5 protein-coding genes are annotated in these 18,821 nt (G+C 72.0%); all 5 read right to left on the reverse strand.

Translation table 11 applies throughout. The annotated features are described in order from the left end of the window. Window positions 1–59: 59 nt before the first annotated feature. Genes C8E96_RS16375 through C8E96_RS16390 form a run of 5 tightly spaced genes read right to left on the reverse strand, consistent with a single transcriptional unit; the run spans window position 60 to window position 18,663 of the window. Window positions 60–1,064 (reverse strand): alpha/beta fold hydrolase, encoded by a 1,005-nt coding sequence (locus C8E96_RS16375; protein ID WP_133794513.1) that lies wholly within the window; start codon window positions 1,062–1,064, stop codon window positions 60–62. Beyond that, entirely contained in the window at window positions 1,061–4,282 is a 3,222-nt protein-coding gene (locus tag C8E96_RS16380) for a non-ribosomal peptide synthetase (RefSeq protein WP_166658022.1), read from the reverse strand. Before C8E96_RS16380 ends, C8E96_RS16375 begins: the two co-directional genes overlap by 4 nt. Next, window positions 4,275–4,568 carry a hypothetical protein gene (locus tag C8E96_RS33325; RefSeq protein ID WP_166658023.1) on the reverse strand — a complete coding sequence of 98 codons (294 nt, stop codon included), beginning with the start codon at window positions 4,566–4,568 and terminating at the stop codon, window positions 4,275–4,277. The genes C8E96_RS16380 and C8E96_RS33325 overlap by 8 nt, the downstream gene beginning before the upstream one ends. After that, a complete protein-coding gene (locus C8E96_RS16385) occupies window positions 4,565–4,774 on the reverse strand; it encodes an MbtH family protein (RefSeq protein ID WP_091382967.1) in 210 nt (69 codons plus the stop codon). Before C8E96_RS16385 ends, C8E96_RS33325 begins: the two co-directional genes overlap by 4 nt. Further along, entirely contained in the window at window positions 4,771–18,663 is a 13,893-nt protein-coding gene (locus tag C8E96_RS16390; protein WP_091382965.1) for a non-ribosomal peptide synthetase, read from the reverse strand. The genes C8E96_RS16385 and C8E96_RS16390 overlap by 4 nt, the downstream gene beginning before the upstream one ends. Between the last annotated feature and the right edge of the window lie 158 nt (window positions 18,664–18,821).

Consider the following 18,821-nt stretch of genomic DNA (forward strand, 5'->3'; position numbering starts at 1 on the left):
CGGTCCGCGTCGTCTTAGGTTAGCCATACTTTAGTACGAGGCCGGTTGGGCTCGGAAGGCTAGGCCGCGCCGCTCAGCAGCTTCGACCAGTGGGCGGCCGTCGGGTTCTCGGCCAGCTCGACGAACGGCACCTCGACGCCGTGTCGCTGCCAGCGGCTGGCCAGGCCCATCAGCTTGATCGAGTCGACGCCCAGCATGAGCAGGTTGTCCTCCGGGCCGACGCGGTCCACGTCGATCGCCAGCAGCTCCGCGACCGACGCGCGGATTCCGTCCACGGTCAGCTCATCCGGGGTCGTCATGGCTTTCTCCTTGCTGGTGGGGGTGTTCATCTGCCTGATCACGGTGTCGATCACCTGGACGCGGTGCGGCTCCAGGTAGAAATGCCCGCCGGGGAACACTTCCAGAGCGAACCCGGCGTCGGTCGCCTCGGCCCAGTCCGCGGCCTGCGCCACGGTCATGCGCGGGTCGTCCGCGCCCGCCAACGCCAGAATCGGGATCGGCAGCGGCGCGAAGTCGGCCGGACGGTACGTCTCGATCAGCCGGAAGTCGTTGCGGACCATGGGAAGCACGAGTTCGCGCAGCTCCGGCTGGTCGAGCACGGCGATGCCCGACCCGCGCAGTGTCGCCAGTTCAGCGACGATCCCGTCGTCGTCGCGCAGGTACACCTCGGTCCGGGTGGCCCGCTGGTGCGACGGCGATGGGCGGGCGGAGACGAACAGCCGGTCCACGGGCGCCCCCCGGCCCAGCAGCCGGCGGGTGACCTCGTACCCGACGGCCGCGCCCATGCTGTGCCCGAACACCGCCGTCGGCAGGTCGAGCACCGGCGCCAGCGCGTCGGCGACGAGGTCGGCCAGGGCGTCCATGTCGGGCACGCACGGCTCGGTGAAGCGGTCCTCACGCCCTGGGTACTGCACCGCCCACAGCTCTGTGTCGGCGGGCAGCGTGTCCACCCACTGCCGGTAGAACCCGGCGCCGCCCGCCGCGTGCGGGAAGCAGATCAGCCGCCGGGTGGCGTACGGCCTTGGTCTGTAGCAGCGAATCCAGTCGCCGCGGAAGATCGTCATCGGCGCATCAGCTCCGCCTCGACGTCCTCCTCCGGCATCCGCGAGATCTCCAGGTACAGCTCGGCGACCTGCTCGATCCGGCCCGGCTGTTCCTGGTCGGCCGCCATCGCGGCGGCGAGCTGGCGGACGGTCACGGTGGACAGCACCGACAGCAGGCCGAGACCTGGCGTGTCCAGCGCCTCACGCAGCCGGGCGACGATCCGGGTGGCGAGGAGCGAATCCCCGCCCAGGGCGAAGAAGTCGTCGGTGACACCCACCCGCTCGACCTCCAGGACATCAGCCCACACCTCGGCGATGACCTCTTCGAGCGGGCTCACGTCGCCGTCTTCCACCGGCTCCGCGGCGGTCGCCTCGGCCGTCGCGAGCGCGACCCGGTCGACCTTTCCGTTGCGGGTCAGCGGGAACCGGTCGAGGACGGTCACGGTCGCGGGCACCATGTGCGCGGGCAGCCGCGCCGACAAGGCTCGGCGGATCTCCTCGGCATCGAGCGACTCGCCGACGACATGCGCGGCGAGCGCGCGGTATCCGGGCCGGTCCGTGTGCGGCACGGCGGTGGCGACGGCGTCGCGCACACCCGGGACCGCGGCGAGCGCGGCGTCGATCTCGCCGAGTTCGATGCGCTGCCCGCGGATCTTGACCTGGGTGTCCCCGCGTCCGGCGAACTCGATCACGCCGCTCGGCAGCAGCCGTCCGCGGTCGCCGGTGCGGTAGAGCCGCTCCCCGTTACGCTCCACAAAGGACTGCGAGGTGCGTTCCGGGTCGCCGAGGTAGCCGCGGGCGACCCCGGGTCCGGCGCAGTACAGCTCACCGGCCACGCCCACGGGCCGAGCGCGCCGCCACGGGTCGAGGATGTGGTAGCGCGTGTTCGCGATCGGCGCGCCATACGGGACGCTGCGCCACGACTCGTCGAACTCCTCGACCGGGTGCCAGATGTTCCACAGCGTCGTCTCGGTCGGCCCGCCCACCGACACCAGGCGCAGGCTCGAAGACACCTCGGCGGCCAGCCGCAGCGGAATCCAGTCGCCGCCAAGGAAAGCCAGCCGCAACGACGACGGCACCGGGCCCGTCTCCAGCAGCATCTCCATCATGGCGGGCACCGAGTTCCACACGGTGACCCCGTGTTCGGCGATCAGGTCGGCCCAGTGCTCGGCGTCGCGGGACCGAACCGCGTCCGGAATCACGATCGCGCCGCCCGCGCCCAGCACCCCGAAGACGTCGAACGTCGACATGTCGTGGTGCAGCGCGGTCACGGCCAAAGCGCGGTCGCCCGGACCGATGCCGAAGGTGTCGATGGTGTCGCGCAGGCAGTTGACCATGCCCGCGTGCTCGATCATCGCGCCCTTCGGCGTGCCGGTGGAGCCGGAGGTGAACAGCACGTAGGCCAGGTCCGACGGCGTCTGGACGGCGTCAAGGGGGGTGTCGGGCAGGTCGCCCGCGTCGTCGACGCACAGCACCTGCCGGGCACCGACACTGTCCACAAGGGACTCGTAGAGCCCGCTTCTGGTCAGCACCAGCGAAACACCGGCCGCCTCAAGCAACGAAGCGATCCGCGCGGGCGGAAGCGCGGCGTCCACGGGAAGGTAGGGCGACCCGGCGAACAGTGAGCCGTAGGCCGCCACCACCTGCTCCCAGCCCTTGTCCAGCACGACCGCCACCGGGGTCTCGGTGCACGCGCCGTGCTCGCACAGCCAGTGGGCGACCTGCCGGGCGCGCGACCGCACCTCCCGGTACGTCAGCGAGCAGGCGGAGGTGATCACGGCGAGGTCGTCAGGCCGCTGCTCCGCCTTGTCCAGGAAAAGCTGCTGCACCAACAGCTCAGGCACCGGGCGGTCCGCGCCGGAGAGCGGAGCGGAGGCCGCGAGAGCGAAGTCGGTCGCCGACCAGCTGTCCGGGTCGGTGGCCAGTCGCGAGAGCAGCGCGCCGAACGCGGCGAACGCGTCGGCGATCAGGTCGGTCGGGAAGATCTCGTCGACGCTGTCCCAGTTGTAGGTCATCGCGCCGGAGGGGGCCTCCTCGATCTGCACGTCGAGGTAGACCTGCGGGGTCTGCGAGATCGCGAACACCCGCTCGATCTGCCCGCCGAGCAGGGGAGCGGGCCCGGCGTCGAAGCCGAGCGTGCTGGTGAGCACCACGGGCATGGCCGCGCGGTGGATGCCGCCGCGGACCCGGCTCAGCTCGCGCAGCACCTGCACGCCGCTGACCTGCTGGTTCGCCAGATCGGTCCACAGCTGCCGCTGCACGGCCTTGGCCCGCTGGGTGAACGGCGCCGAACCGTCGTGGTCGACGGCCAGCAGGGAGAACGACGCGAACTCGCCGAGGATCTCGTTGGCCTGCGGGTGCAGCGGAAGCCGGTTCATCCGCGGCACGTTGATGGTGAACCGCGGCTCCTCGGACCACACCGCGAGCACCTCGGCGAACGCGGCGAGCACGAGGGCGGTCGGGGTGAGCCCGGCCTGCCCGGCCAGCGCCTTGAGGGCGCGCCACGGCTCGGGGTCGAGCGTGCCCGCGCGGCTGGTCCAGCGCGGGTGGGAGATGGTCGCGGGGTCGGTGCCGATCGGCAGCCGCGGCGACTCCGGCAGGTCCTCGACCCGGCCGCGCCAGTACTCCTCGGCGCGGCGGTAGGACTCGGTGTCCTTCAACGCCCGCTGGGTGTGCACGTAGTCGCGGAAGGTCAGGTCGAGCGGGTCGAGCCGTAGCTCCGGGTCGGCGTAGAACCGGGTCAGGTCGGCGACGAGCAGCTGCCAGCTCAGGTAGTCCAGGGTGAGCCCGTCGAAGCTGATGTGCACCCGGGCCCGTGCGTCATCGAGCCTGCTGACGACGACACCGAACAACGGATACTGGTCGGCGGGCCGCACTTCGTGCGACATCCGGTCGCGCAGCTCGGTCAGCCGCGCGGAAACCTCGTCCTCGCCCAGGCCGCGCAGGTCGACGACCTCGGGCGCGAACGGCGGCACGTCGGCGAGGATCACCTGCTGCTCGCGCTCGGGCAGCAGGACGGCGCGCAGCATGTCGTGCCGATCGACGACCCGCTGCCACGCGCGGGTGAACCGGTCCAGGTCGAGTTCGCCCTCGTACTCGTAGTACGCGTGGGTGGACACGTTGCCCAGCTCGAACTCACCGGTCCGGCCGACGAGGTAGGCGTGCTGCTGGTCGGTGACGGGGAACGGCTCGAACCGCGCGTTCGGCGCGGGCTCGACCGTCGGGAATGCCTCAAACACCTGCTGCTGCTCCGTTTTCCTGCGCGGCTGATTCTCGGGCGAGCCTGCTCCGGTTGTGCAGCCACAGTTCGAACGGGCTCCACCGGCGCAGCCGCGGGGCGCGTGGGGATTCGACCAGCAGGGCCGTGCCCTCGCGGTGGATGACCGCGAACCGGGACAGCACCAGTCCGGCGTCCTCGGGCAGCGGACCCGGGTCCTCACCCCGGCGGACCGGGTACAGCGTGTAGAGCGGGCGCCCGTCGACTGGCCGTTCCAGGGGCGTGTCCGTCAGTTCGGCGGTGTTCATTCGCCCATCGCCTCGATCAGGCTCTTGGGCCGCATGTCAGTCCAGTTCGCGCTGATGTGGTCCAGGCAGGCCTGGCGGGTGTCCGGGCCGAACGCGACCGTCCAGCCTGCGGGGACGTCGGCGAACTCGGGCCACAGCGAGTGCTGGCCCTCGTCGTTGACCAGCGCCAGGTACGTGCCGTCGGGGTTCTCGAACGGGTTGGTCACGGTTCGTTCCTTTCGAGGGAGGTTGCGGCCCAGTGTTTGGCCAATAGTTCAGGTGTCGGATGGGCGAACAAGTGGGCGACCGGAACCGGCTCGCCGAATTCCTCGGTGATACGGGAGCGCAGCGCGACGATCAGGAGCGAGTGGCCGCCGAGGGCGAAGAAGTCATCGTCGACCGCCACGGACGGGACTTCGAGGACGTCGGCGAACAGTCCGCAGAGGATCTTCTCGGTGAGCGTGCGCGGTTCCCGGCCCACGGTCGTGGTGAGTTCCGGCGCGGGCAGCGCGGCCCGGTCGACCTTGCCGTGTGGGGTCAGCGGCAGGGCGTCGAGCACGACGAACGCGGCGGGCACCATGTAATCGGGCAGCCGCTCGCCGAGGTATTCACGCAACCCCACCGGCTCGTCCACTGTGGACACAACATGGGCGACGAGCTTGCCCGACATCTGGGTGACCACGGCCTGCGCGACATCCGGGTGCGTGGACAGGGCCGCGGCGATCTCGCCCAGTTCGACCCGGAAGCCCCGCACTTTGACCTGCTCGTCGACCCGGCCCAGGTAGTCGATCCGGCCGTTGTCGGTCCACCGCACCAGGTCCCCGGTGCGGTACATACGGGACCCGGCCGGGCCGAACGGGTCGGCGACGAACCGCTCGGCGGTGAGGCTCTCCCGGCGCAGGTATCCCCGCGCCAGCCCTGCGCCGCCCAGGTACAGCTCACCGGCGACTCCCGGCGCGACGGGCCGCAGCGCCGCGTCGAGCACGTAGGCGCTGGTGTTCGCGGTCGGGGTGCCCACCAGCGGGGACTCGCTGTCCGTCGCGCGCGCGGCGAGAGCGTCCACTGTGGTCTCGGTGGGGCCGTAGAGGTTGTAGCACTGGGTGTTCCGCAACGACCGCATGGTCCGCCAGAACGCCGGCGGCACGGCCTCGCCGCCGACACCGAGCGCCAGCAGCGGGCATTCGCCGTCGCCGACCAGGCCAGCGTCGGCGAGCGCGACCGCCAGCGACGGGCTGACCTCGATGAAGTCGAGCCGCTCGGCGCGGACCTGTTCGGTGAGCAGGGCCGGGTCGCGCAGCGTCTCCTCGGTGACGATGTGCAGGGCGTGCCCGTCGAGCAGCCACAGCTGCGGCTGCCAGGACGCGTCGAACGCGAACGACCACGTGTGCCCGACCCGCAGTGTCCGACCGCCCGCCGCGGCGACGGTCGGCTTGTAGAGCGTCTCCCGGTGGCTGTGGAACAGGTTGACCACACTGGCGTGCGTGACCACGACACCCTTGGGCGCCCCGGTCGAGCCGGACGTGTAGATCACGTACGCCGGGTGCCGGGGCTCCAGGCCGACGACGGGAGCGGTGTCCGGAAAGGCGTCGAAGGTCTGCTCGTCGAGCAGCATCCGAGGCGTGTCCCCGAGGACGTCGGCGACGGCGGCCATGCTGATCACCAGGTGCGGGTCGGCGTCGGCGATCGTGGCCGTGATGCGCGCGGCCGGGTAGGCCGGGTCGATCGGCAGGTACGCGCCGCCCGCCTTGAGGACCGCGAGCATCGCCACCACGAACTCGGCGGTCCGGGGCAGCAGCAGCGCGACGATCTTCTCCGGCCCGACCCCTTGGGCGACAAGGGCGTTCGCCAGCCGGTTGGCCGCCGCGTCCAGCTCGGCGAAGCTCAGCCGGGTGCCCGGTGCCACCAGCGCGGAGCCTTGCGGGTCGCGGGCGACGGCTTCGGCGAACAGACTCGGCAGGGTCGCTTCACGCGGAACGTCGAGCGCGGTGTCGTTCCACGTCCGGAGCACCTGCTCGCGCTCGTCCGCGGTCAGCGGATCCACTGCGGCGACCCGGATCGACGGGTCGGCGAGCAGCCCGTCGAGGACGCGCAGGAAGCGGTCGAGGACCCGCTGGGTGCCGTCGCGGTCGAAGCACTCCGGGTGGTACTCCAGGTGCAGGTCCAGTTCGGCGCCCGGCAGCACGGCCAGGGTCAGCGGGTAGTGCGTGGCGTCGATGCCCTCGGCGGCGGTGACGCGCAGGCCAGGCGCGGGCTCGATCCGGGTCTGCTCGTCGACCGGGAAGTTCTCGAACACCACCAGTGAGTCGAACAGCTGCCCGGAGCCCGCCGCCCGCTGGATGTCGGCCAAGCCGACGTGGTGGTGCGCCATGAGCGCGGCCTGCTCGTCGGCGACCCGGCTGAGCAGCCCTTCGACGCTTTCGCTGGGCCGCAAGGCGATCCGCACCGGAACCGTGTTGATCATCAGGCCGACCATGGTCTCCGCACCGGGCAGTTCGGCGGGCCTGCCGGACACCGTCTGGCCGAACACCACGTCGTCGCGCCCGGTGAGCTGGGCGAGCACCAGGCCCCAAGCGGCCTGCAGCACGGTGTTCTGGGTGACGCCGGTGGTCCGCGCCACCTCCGCGAGCCGCGCGGTCAGCGAGGGTGAGAGCCGCGTGCTGACCCGCGTCCGCTCGGTGAAGCCGCCACGCACGGTCTTGGCGACCAGACGGGTCGGCTGCTCCAGCCCGGCGAGCGCCGTGCGCCACGCTTCGCGGCCCGCGTCGGTGTCCTGCGCGTCGAGCCACGCCAGGTAGTCACGGTACGGCGCGGCGGCGGGCATCGGCCCGCCTTGGTAGAGCGCGAACAGTTCCTGCGCGAGCAGTTGCGTGGACCAGCCGTCGAGTAGGACATGGTGGCAGGTGAAGACGATCCGGTGCTGGTCGGAACTCAGGCGCAGCACCAGGAACCGCAGCAGCGGCGGCGCGGTGACGTCGAAGCGGCGGTCACGCTCCTCGGCGGCGAGCCGGTCGGACTCCGCCCGTCGCGCGGCCGGGTCGAGGTGTGCGAGGTCGACCTCCCGCCAGGGCAGGTCGGCGGCGGGAGGGATGACCTGCACCAGCTGACCGAGCTGGCGGAAACCCGCGCGCAGGTTGGGATGCCGGGTCAGCAGACCCTCGGCCGCACCCCGCAACCGGTCCAGGTCGAGCGGGCCTGCCAAGTCGAGGAGGTTCTGCACGGTGTAGATGTCGATGCCATCGGACTCCCCCGCGGCCATCGAGTGGAACAGCAAACCCGCCTGCAGTGGGGTCACCGGCAGCACGTCCGCCGCCGGGCCGAAAGCGTCGAGCTGCTCCTGGGTCAGGGAGACGAGCGGGACGTCCGAGGGGGTGAGTCCGCCCGCGTCCGGTGCGTCGGCGTGCGCCGCCAGCGCTTCCAGGTAGGCGAACCAGCGCTCGGCCAACCGGGCCACGATCGCCTCCGACAGCACTCCACCTGGCCACGACCAGGTCGCTTGCAGCACCGGGCCGTCGGCCTGGTCGAGCGTGACCACGTTGAGCTCAACCGGGTACGCCACGCCTGCGCGGTCGTCGACGCCCGCGGGCAACGGGCGCAGATCGACGGCCCAGTCCGCGGCGGGCTCCTGCTCCGCGGTGAGCCTGCCGAGGTAGTTGAACAGCAGCTGCGGCCGGGGCAGGCCCGCGAGGTACGCGCCGGTGTCCGGGTTGAGGTAGCGCAGCCTGCCGAACCCGGCGGTGTCCTCGGGCAGCTCGGCGAGCCGCTGCTTGACCCGCTTGATCGCCTCGCCCGCGGCCCGCCCGCCGACGGCGGCGTTGGGCAGGTCGATCCCGGTCACGTCGAGTCGGGCCGGGTAGACGCTGGTGAACCAGCCGACGGTGCGCGACAGGTCGAGCCGGTCGTCGTCGCGACCGTGGCCCTCCAGGTCGACTAGGAACTCCTGGTGTCCCAGGCGATCCGCCAGGGCGAGGCCGAGTCCGGTCAGCAGGACCTCGGTCACGCCGGTATGGAACAGCTCCGGCAGCCGGGTCAGCAGAGCCGTGGTCGGCTCGCTCGCCAGGCGCAGCGTCAGACGCTCCACTGTGGACGCGACATCGACGGCCAGGTCGAGTGGCCGCTCGCCTAGGGTGGGCATCGGACCGTCCAGGACCGCGGCCCAGGCCGCGAGCTCCGCCGGTCGTGCCGCCTCCTGGTGGGCGCGTTCGGCCCAGCGGCGCACCGAGGTGTGGACCTCGGGGAGGGTGGCTCCGCGCCAGGCGTCGACCAGGTCTGGTTGTAGGACGCGCCACGAGACGCCGTCCACCACGAGGTGGTGGATGACCAGCAGCAGCCTGCCGCGCGGGCCGGGGCCCGCGTCGAACCAGACCGCCTGGACCATGACGCCCTCGGTCGGGCGCAGCCTGCCGATCGCCGCCGCGGCCTCCGTCTCGATCAGCGCGGCCGACTTGGTCTCGTCCATAGTGGACACGTCATGCCGGGTCAGGATGTCCGCCGCGGCAACCGATCCCGGCTCACCGATGTCGAGGGACCAGTCGGCGTCGAGCCGGGCGCGCAGCGCGTCGTGCCGGTCCAAGACCGCCTGCAACGCCGTGCGGAGCCCGGCTTCGTCCAGGTCGCCGGGGGTGCGCAGCAGGAGCGACTGGCTGAACTTCCCGATCGGGCCGCCGCGCTCACGCAGCCAGTGCGCCACCGGGCTCGCGGGCGCCTTGCCGACGCCGTACCCGGCGGGCTCGGTGTCGCGGTCGGCGCTCTCCACCACCGAGGCGGCAGCGGCCAGCGCGGCCGGGGTCTGGTGGGCGAACACGTCGCGCGGGGTGATGCCCAGCCCCGCGGCCCGGGCCCGGCTGACCAGCTGGATCGACAGGATGCTGTCGCCGCCGAGGGCGAAGAACCCATCGTGCGCGCCCACCTTGGGCAGGCCGAGCAGGTCGGCGAACAGCTCGCAGAGCAGTTGTTCGCGTGGGGTCTCGGCCTCGTCGTCCCCGGCCTGGGCGGCGAAGTCGGGTGCGGGCAGCTTCGCCCGGTCGAGCTTGCCGCTGGGGCTGATCGGCAACGCGTCGAGCGTGACGAACGCGGCGGGCACCATGTGCTCCGGCAGCCGTCGCGCCGCGTGTTCACGCAGGTCGGGCTCCTCACCGACGACATAGGCGACAAGCCGGTCGTCGCGGACCACGACAGCGGACTGGCTGATCGCCGGGTGACCCAGCAGGGCCTGCTCGATCTCGCCGAGTTCGATGCGGAAGCCGCGTAGCTTGATCTGGTTGTCGACCCGGCCGAGGTATTCGGCGGCGCCGTCGCGGTTCCAGCGAGCCAGGTCGCCGGTGCGGTACATCCGGGAGCCAGCCGGGCCGAATGGGTCCGGCACGAACCGCTCTGCGGTCAGGCCGGGCCTGCCCCGGTAGCCGCGGGCCAGCTGGACGCCGGTCAGGTAAAGCTCTCCGGCGACCCCCGGTGCGACCGGCCGCAACGCCGAGTCGAGGATGCGCAGCCCGGTGTTCCAGACCGGGCGGCCGATCGGGACCACCGCAGCCGGTTCGGTGCAGGCCCACGCGGTCACGTCGACCGCCGCTTCGGTTGGCCCGTAAAGGTTGTGCAGGGCCGCGCCGGGCAGGACGTCCGCGCAGAGTGCCACCGCGTCGGCGGGCAGTGCCTCGCCGCTGCAGATGACCCGGGTGAGCGACGAGCAGTTCGCTGCGGTGGGCTCGGTCAGGAAGGCGCGCAGCATCGTGGGGACGAAGTGGATCGTCGTGACGCCCTCGGACTGGATGAGATTGGCGAGGTACGCGGGGTCCTTGTGGCCCTCGGGCGCGGCGACCACCAGCGTCGCGCCGGTCAGCAGCGGCCAGAAGAACTCCCACACCGACACGTCGAAGCTCGAGGGCGTTTTCTGCAGGACCCGGTCGGCCTCGGTGAGAGTGTAGGTGTCCTGCATCCAGAGCAGCCGGTTGACGATCGCGGCATGGGAGACCGCGACCCCCTTCGGCCTGCCGGTGGAGCCGGAGGTGTAGATCAGGTACGCGGCGCACGCGGGGTCGACCGGCACCGTGGGCCGGGTGTCCGGGTAGGACTGGACGGCCGCGACGACGTCGGCGTCGTCGAGCACGACGGGCGCGTCGACCGAGGGCAGGACGTGCGTGAGGTCGGCGGTGGTGATCACGACGGCCGGTTCGGCGTCGTCGAGCATGTACGCGATCCGGTCGGCCGGGTAGTCCGGGTCGATCGGCAGGTACGCGCCACCGGCCTTGTGCACCGCGTAGAGCGCGACGATCAGCTCCACCGACCGGGGAACGGCGACCGCGACGACCCGCTCCGGGGTGACACCGCGCTCGATCAGCAGGTGCGCCAGGCGGTTCGCCGCCGCGTCCACGTTCGCGTAGCTCACCCGCCTGCCTTCGAACACCACGGCCGTGGCGTCCGGCGTGCGCGCGGCCTGCGCCGCGAACAGCTCCGGCAGGGTCGTCGCGGGCACCGGGTGGGCGGTGTCGTTCCAGCCTTCCAGCACGGCGTGCCGCTCGGCGGCGGTCAGAACGTCCGCGCCGCCGATGCGGGTCTCGGGATCGCGCACCAGGTCGGCGAGCAGCCGGACATAACGGTCGGCGATGCCGGCGGCGGTCTCCCGGTCGAACAGGTCGGTGCTGTACTCGACGAAGCCCTCGATCGCCTCGCCTTCGAGCCCCTCGACGACGGTGACCGTCAAGTCCATCTTCGCGACACCGCTGTCGACCACGACCGGGCGCGCCTCGATCCCGGTGAGCGTCGGACGGGCCGCGGCGGCGTCGTTGTGCACCAGCATGACCTGGAACAGCGGGTGTCGTGCCTGCGAGCGCTCCGGGCTGAGCAACTCCACGAGCCGCTCGAACGGCAGGTCCGCGTGGTCGAACGCGGCGAGGTCGGCCGCCCGGACCCGGGCCAGCAGCTCGGTGAACGTCGGGTCGCCGGAGGTGTCCGCGCGCAGGACCAGGGTGTTGACGAAGAACCCGACCAGGTCCCGCAGCGCCTCGTCGGTGCGCCCGGCGACCGGGGTGCCGATCGGCAGGTCGGTGCCCGCGCCCAGGCGGGTCAGCAGGGCGGCGAGACCGGCGTGGAAGACCATGAACGGGCTGACCCCGGTCGCCTTGGCCAGCGCCCGGACGGCGCGGGCGGCGTCGGTGTCGAGCCGGAACCCGATCAGGTCGCCCGCGTGGCTCGCGACGGGCGGTCGCGGCCGGTCGGTGGGCAGCGCCAGCTCGGTCGGCGCGTCGGCGAGCGTCTCTGCCCAGAACGCGGTCTGCCGGGACTGCTCGCTGCCCGGGTCCTCGGCGTCGCCGAGCAGTTCGCGCTGCCAGACGGCGTAATCGGTGTACTCGACCGGCAGCGCGGTCCACTGAGGACCGGCGCCCGCGAGTCGGGCGGCGTAGGCGGTAGACAGATCCCGGGTCAGCACCTCGATCGAGGCGCCGTCACCGGCGATGTGGTGCACCAGCAGCGCCAGCACGTGGTCGTCGGCGCTCAGGGTGAACAGGCTCGCCCGCAGTGGGATCTCCGCGGCCAAGTCGAACGGGCGGCGGGCCGCCGCGGTCAACAGCGCATCCACTGTGGACTCGGAGGCGTCCGTGACCTCCAGGGCCGGCCGGACGTCGGTCAGCACCACGCGCTCGGCGTGGCCGCCGGACTCGCCGAACAGCGTGCGCAGCACCTCATGCCGGTCGGCCACATCGGCCAGCGCCGACCGCAGCGCACCGATGTCGAGCGTGCCGGAGAGCCGGAACGCGGCGGCGATGTTGTAGGTCGGGCTGGGGCCTTCGAGCTGGTGCAGGAACCACTGCCGCTGCTGGGCGAATGACAGCGGGGCCGACCCGTCGCCGCGGGCGACCAGCGGCGGCCGGACGGCACCCCCGGTGACCTCGGCGAGCTGGGCCACGGTCGGGGTCTCGAACAGCGCCCGCAGCGGCAGTTCCGTGCCGAGCGCGGCGCGGACCCGGCTGACGAGCTTCGTCGCGAGCAGCGAATGGCCACCCAGGGCGAAGAAGTCGTCGTCGATCCCGACCTGCTCGACCCCCAGCACGTCGGCGAACAGCTCGCACAGCACCTCTTCGCGCGGCGAGCGCGGGCCGCGCCCGGCGGGCACCGAATAGTCGGGCGCGGGCAGGACACTGCGGTCGATCTTGCCGTTGGGCAGCAGCGGCAACGCGTCGAGCACGACGAACGCGGCGGGCACCATGTAGTCCGGCAGCACGGCGGCGAGGTGCCGACGCAGGTGCGAGGCCTCCGGCGTGGAACCGGGTTCGGGCGACAGGTAGGCGACCAGGCGCTTGTCGCCGGGACGGTCCTCACGGGCGATGACCACGGCGGCGGCCACGTCCGGGTGGCCGACCAGGACGGCGGCGATCTCGCCGGGCTCGATGCGGAACCCGCGGATCTTGACCTGGTCGTCGGCGCGGCCGAGGAAATCGATACGGCCGTCCGGGGTCCAGCGGGCGAGGTCACCCGTGCGGTACATGCGGGAACCCGGTGCGCCATAAGGATTCGCCACGAACCGCTGCGAGGTCAGCGCGCCCTGGCCGTGGTAGCCGCGAGCGACACCATGGCCCGCCAGGTAGAGCTCACCGACGACGCCCACGGGCACCGGCCGCAGACCGGCGTCGAGCACGTAGCCGAACATCCCGGGGTCGGGCCTGCCGATCGGCACCGACGCCGCCGCGGCGATCGCGTCGAGGTCGCACTCGCCGAGGGTGGCGTTGACCGTGGTCTCCGTCGGGCCGTAGCAGTTGACCATCCGCCTGCCCGGCGCCCAGCGGCGCACCAACTCCGCCGACACGGCCTCGGTGCCCACCAGCAGATGGATGCCCGTCGGCAGGTTGACGTCCTCAGGCAGCACGGACAGCACCGACGGCGGCAGGAACGTGTGGGTGACGTTGTGGTCGCGGATGTAGTCGGCCAGCGCCGGACCGGGCACGCGCCGGTCGGCCGGGAACACGACCAGCCGACCGCCGGAGAGCAGGCCGACGACGAGTTCCCAGAACGCCAGGTCGAAGCTGGGGGAGGAGAACATGGTCACCGCGTGCTCGGGGCCGAAGCCGAGCCGGTCGCGCTGGGTGGCGACCAGCTTGGCCACACCCTCATGCGGGACCACGACGCCCTTGGGGCGGCCCGTGGAGCCGGAGGTGTAGATGACGTACGCGGCGTTGTCCGGCCCGAGCGGGCACGGCCGGTCGGCGTCGGTCACCTCGCGTGCGTCGGCACCGCTATCCGGTGTCACACAAGGCAAGGCGGCCAGTTCGGGCAGCCGCGCGGCGATGTCGCCGGTCGTGACCGCGCACACCGGGTGGGCGTCGGCGACCATGTAGGACAGCCGGTCCGCTGGATAGTCCGGGTCGAGGGCCAGGTAGGCGGAACCGGACTTGCTGACGGCGAGCAGCGCGATGATCAGGTCCAGCGACCTCGGCAGCGCCACCGCGACGATCCGCTCCGGCCCGGCGCCTTGCGCGAGCAGCTCACGGGCCAGGCGGTTGGCGGCCGCGTCGAGTTCGGCGTAGCTCAGCGAGTCGTCCTCGAACTCCACGGCGGTCGCGTCGCCCCGCAGCCGGACCTGCTCGGCGAACAGCGCGGGCAGCGTGGACGGCGCCGCGGAGGGGCCACCGTCGCCCCAGACGGACAGGATCGTGGCGCGCTCATCCTCGGCCAGGATGTCCACGGCGCCGATGCGGCGGTCCGGGGCGGCGAGGACACCGGTCAGCAGCCGGACCAGCCGCGCGCCAAGGGTTTGCGCTGTGGCCGGGTCGAACAGGTCGGCGCGGTACTCGATGCCCGCGGCCAGCCCGTCGACGCCGTCGGTCTCGGTGACCACGACGGTGAGGTCGAACTTCGCGGTGCCGGTGGTGACCAGCTCGACCGACGTGCCGAGCCCGTCCATCGACGGACCGGCCGCGGAGCGGCGCTGGTAGCCGAGCGCGACCTGGAACAGCGGGTGCGCCGAGGTGGAGCGGACCGGGTTGAGCAGCTCGACCAGGTGCTCGAACGGGACGTCGGCGTGGTCGAACGCGGCCAGGTCGACCTCACGCACCCGGCGCAGCAGCTCGGTGAACGTCGGGTCGCCGGCGGTGTCGGTGCGCAGGACCACGGTGTTGACGAAGAACCCGACGGCGTCGCCGAGAGCCTCGTCCGGGCGGGCGGCGACCGGGGTGCCGATCGGGATGTCGGTGCCCGCGCCGAGGCGGGTCAGCAGCGCGGCGAACGCGGCCTGCAGGACCATGAACGCGGTCGTGCCGGTCCGCTGGGCCAGCGCGCGCAGCTCGCGATGCAGCTCGGGCGACAGGTCGAAGGTGGCGAAGCCGCCCGCGTTGCCCGCGACCGGCGGCCGGGGGCGGTCGGTGGGCAGCGGAAGCTGTTGCGGGAGCCCGGCGAGCGTCTTGGTCCAGTACGAGCCCTGGCGGGAGACGACGCTGTGCGGGTCCTCGGCGTCGCCGAGCAGTTCACGCTGCCAGAGCGTGTAATCGGCGTACTGCACGGGAAGCGGCTGCCACGCCGGGTCCTCGCCCGCGCGGCGCGCGTCGTACGCGGCGGCCAGATCGCGGGTCAGCGGGTCTACCGACCACTCGTCGCCCGCCACATGGTGGGCCAGCAGCAGCAGGACGTGTTCGGTCGCGCCGAGGCTGAACAGGTGCGCCCGCAGCGGCAACTCGGTGGTGAGGTCGAAGCGGTGGCGGACCGTCTCCGCGAGGTCGTCGTCGATCCGGTCGGCGTCGCTGACCGAGGTGGCCAGCGGGACGTGCGCCTCCCCGGCGGGCACGACCACCTGGCACGGCTCACCGTCCATTTCGGACAACAAGGTGCGCAGGCTCTCGTGACGGGCGACCACATCGCCGATCGCCGCGGTCAGTGCGTCGGTGTCCAACTCGCCGGTCAGGCGCAGCACCACGGGAAGGTTGTAGGTCGTGGCCGGGCCGTCCCACTGCTGCAGGAACCACAGCCGCCGCTGCGCGTGTGACAGCGGAACGCGCTCGCGGCGGGCCGCGGGACGCAGCGGGATCCGCCGCGTGCCGCCGTCGCCGAGGCGCTCCGCGAGCCGGGCCACGGTCGGGTCGTCGAAGACCTGCTTGATCGCCACCGGCATGCCGAGGGTGGCTTCGATCCGCAGGGCGAGGCGGGTGACCAGGAGGGAATGCCCGCCCAGGGCGAAGAAGTCGTCGTCGATGCCGACCGAGTCGACGCCGAGGATCTCGGCGAACAACCCGCACAGCACCTCTTCGCGGGGTGTGCGGGGCGGACGACCCACGGCGGCCGTGGTCGGCTCGGGGGCGGGCAGCGCGGCCCGGTCGAGCTTTCCGTTGGGGGTGACCGGGAACTCGGTCAGGCTGACGAACGCCGACGGGACCATGTAGTCCGGCAGCCGCGACCGCAGGTGCTCGCGCACCGCCTCGGTCGACATGTCGTCCCCCGGCGGACCGTCCTCAGATTTGATGATGTAGCCGACCAGACGCTGCCCGTCCGGATGGGCCACCACGACCGACCGCGCCACACCGGGACACCCGGCGAGCACGGTCTCGATCTCGCCCAGTTCGATCCGGAACCCGCGGACCTTGACCTGGTGGTCGCCACGGCCCAGGAAGTCCAGCTCGCCGTTGGCCGTCCACTTGGCGATGTCGCCGGTGCGGTAGAGCCTCCTGCCCGGCGCGCCGAACGGGTCGGCCACGAACCGCTCCGCCGTCAGGTCCGGCCGCCCGCGGTAGCCGCGAGCCAGGCCGTCACCGGCGAGGTAGAGGTCGCCCGGAACACCCGTCGGGACCGGCCGCAAGTGCGCGTCGAGGACATAGACCTGGGTGTTCGTGATCGGCGCGCCGATCACCGGCGGACGGTCGCCGATCTTGGCCACAGTGGACCAGATGGTGGTCTCGGTCGGTCCATAGAGGTTGGTCACCTCGGAGGCGACCCCACGCATCCGGGCGGCCAGGTCCGTGGGCAGCGCTTCGCCGCCGACGAGCATCCGCAGGCCGCGTAAAGGCTTACGGCTGGTGTCCACAAGGGACCGCCACAGCGACGGGGTGGCCTGCATGACCGTGGCGCCGCTGCTGGTGATCAAGTCGCCGAGCACGCGCGGGTCGAGCACGGCATCGCGCGGGGCCAGTTCCACGGCGGCGCCGCTGATCAGTGGCGCGTAGAGCTCCAGGGCGGCGATGTCGAACGACACCGTCGTCACCGCGAGCAGCCGCTGTCCCGGTCCGAAGGTGAACCGGTTGGTCATGTCCAGCAGGAAGTTGGTCAGCGCGCCGTGCGGCACGACGACGCCCTTGGGCTTGCCGGTGGAGCCGGAGGTGTAGATGACGTACGCCGGGTTGTCCTGCCGTACGGTGACGCCAGGGTCGGAGTCCGGGTGTGCGGCGGTGTCCCGGACCGCGGCGAGGTCGTCGAGCACCAGCGCGGGCTCGGCGTCGGAAAGCATCGCGTCGATCCGGTGGCGCGGGAAGTCCGGGTCGATCGGCAGGTACGCGGCGCCGGACTTGAGCACAGCGAGCAGCGCGACGACCAAGTCGACCGAGCGGGGCAGCGCCACCGCGACGAACCGCTCCGGTCCGGCGCCCTCGGCGATCAGCTTGTGCGCCAACCGGTTCGCCAGCGAGTTGAGTTCGCGATAGGTCAGGGACTCGCCCGCGCACGACACCGCGGTCGCCTTCGGGGTCCGGGTGGTCTGCTCGGAGACCAGCTCGGCGACAGTCTTCGCCGGGACCGCCACGGCGGTCCCGTGGGTGAGCAGCCGCTCGGCCTCGGCGTCGGTGAGCAACGGAAGCTCGGACACGGCGAGATCTGGGTTGTCGATCGCGGCACGCAGCAAGGTCTCCACATGACCCAGCAACCGGTCCACAGTGGACTCGGTGAACAGTTCCGTGCGGTAGGTGACTTCCAGCACCGGCTCGTCGCCGAGGACGGCGGCCAGCGCGAGGTCGAACTGGGCGGTCCCGTTGAACACCGGGCGCTCGCTGATCTCGATGCCCGGCAGCTCGAAGCCGCGCAGGATCGGGGTGCGCAGCGAGAACATGGTGTCGAACAGCACCGACCGGCCCGGTGTGCGCGGCGGGTGCAGCCGCTCGACCAAGGTGTGGAACGGGAGTTCCTGGTGCGGGTACGCGCCGGTGCAGGTCTCGCGCACGCGGCGGAGCAGGTCGCGGAACGTCGGCTCGCCCGTGACGTCGGTGCGCAGCGCGATCATGTTGCCGAAGTTGCCGATCAGCCCCGCCAGCTCGGGCCGGTCGCGGTTGACCACGGGGGAGCCGACGCAGATGTCGTCGGCGCCGCTGTAGCGGTGCAGCACGGCGGTGTAGGCGGCCAGCAGCAACATGAACGGCGTGACACCCTCGCGCCCGCACGCGGCGGGCAGCGCCTCGGCCAGGTCGGCGGGCAGCGCCCGGACCCGGCGGCCGCCGGACTCCGACTGCACGGCCGCGCGGGGGAAGTCGGTCGGCAGGGCCAGCGGCTCGGGGGCGGGATCGAGCCTGCCGCGCCAGTAGTCGAGCGCCTGGCCGTAGTCCTGCTTCTGCTCCCAGACGGAGTAGTCGGCGTAGGACAGAGGCAACGCGGGCTGGTTGGTGCTTTCGGCGTAGCGCTCGGCCACCTCGCGCAGCAACAGCATCCAGCTCGAGTCGTCCCACGCGATGTGGTGGGCGACGAGCAGCAGGACGTGTTCCTGTTCGTCCATTCGGAGCAGTGACATCCACAATGGCGGTTCGGCCGTAAGGTCGAACGCGCGCGAGCCGATGCCGCGGGCGAGATCGTCGATCATGGACTCGCGCTCCTGCGCGGGAAACGCGCCACAGTCCATCAGTGCGACCGAGACCGGCTGGTCGTGGACGGTCTGGACGGGAGCGCCGTCGGCGTCGACCCCGTAGGTGGTGCGCAGAACCTCGTGCCGGGCGATCGTCGCGGTCAGGGCGCGGTGGAAAGCGGCGGTGTCGAGCCGACCGCGCAGCCGGATGCCGACGCAGAGGTTGTTGGCCGCGCTGTGCGGCTGCAACTGCTGCATGAACCACATGCGCCGCTGCGCCGAGGACAGCGGCGCGGGCCCCGCGGTCGGCCGGGCGGTGATCGCCTCAGCCCGTCCGTCGGCGGAGAGTCCTTGTGCGGCAAGCCTTCGCCGCAGCAACTCCATCCGATGCGACGACTCCGCTGACCCCGAAGCTGACCCCGAAGCTGACCCCGAAGCTGCCCCCGACGCTGACCGCGCACCAGCCACGTGACGTCACGCCTCTCTGTTGACCCTCGACCGCAAGTTAGGTAAGTCTTACCTCAGTCATCGTGAGAGCCTAG

It is taken from the genome of Actinokineospora alba (assembly GCF_004362515.1).
Taxonomy (GTDB): Bacteria; Actinomycetota; Actinomycetes; order Mycobacteriales; family Pseudonocardiaceae; genus Actinokineospora; species Actinokineospora alba.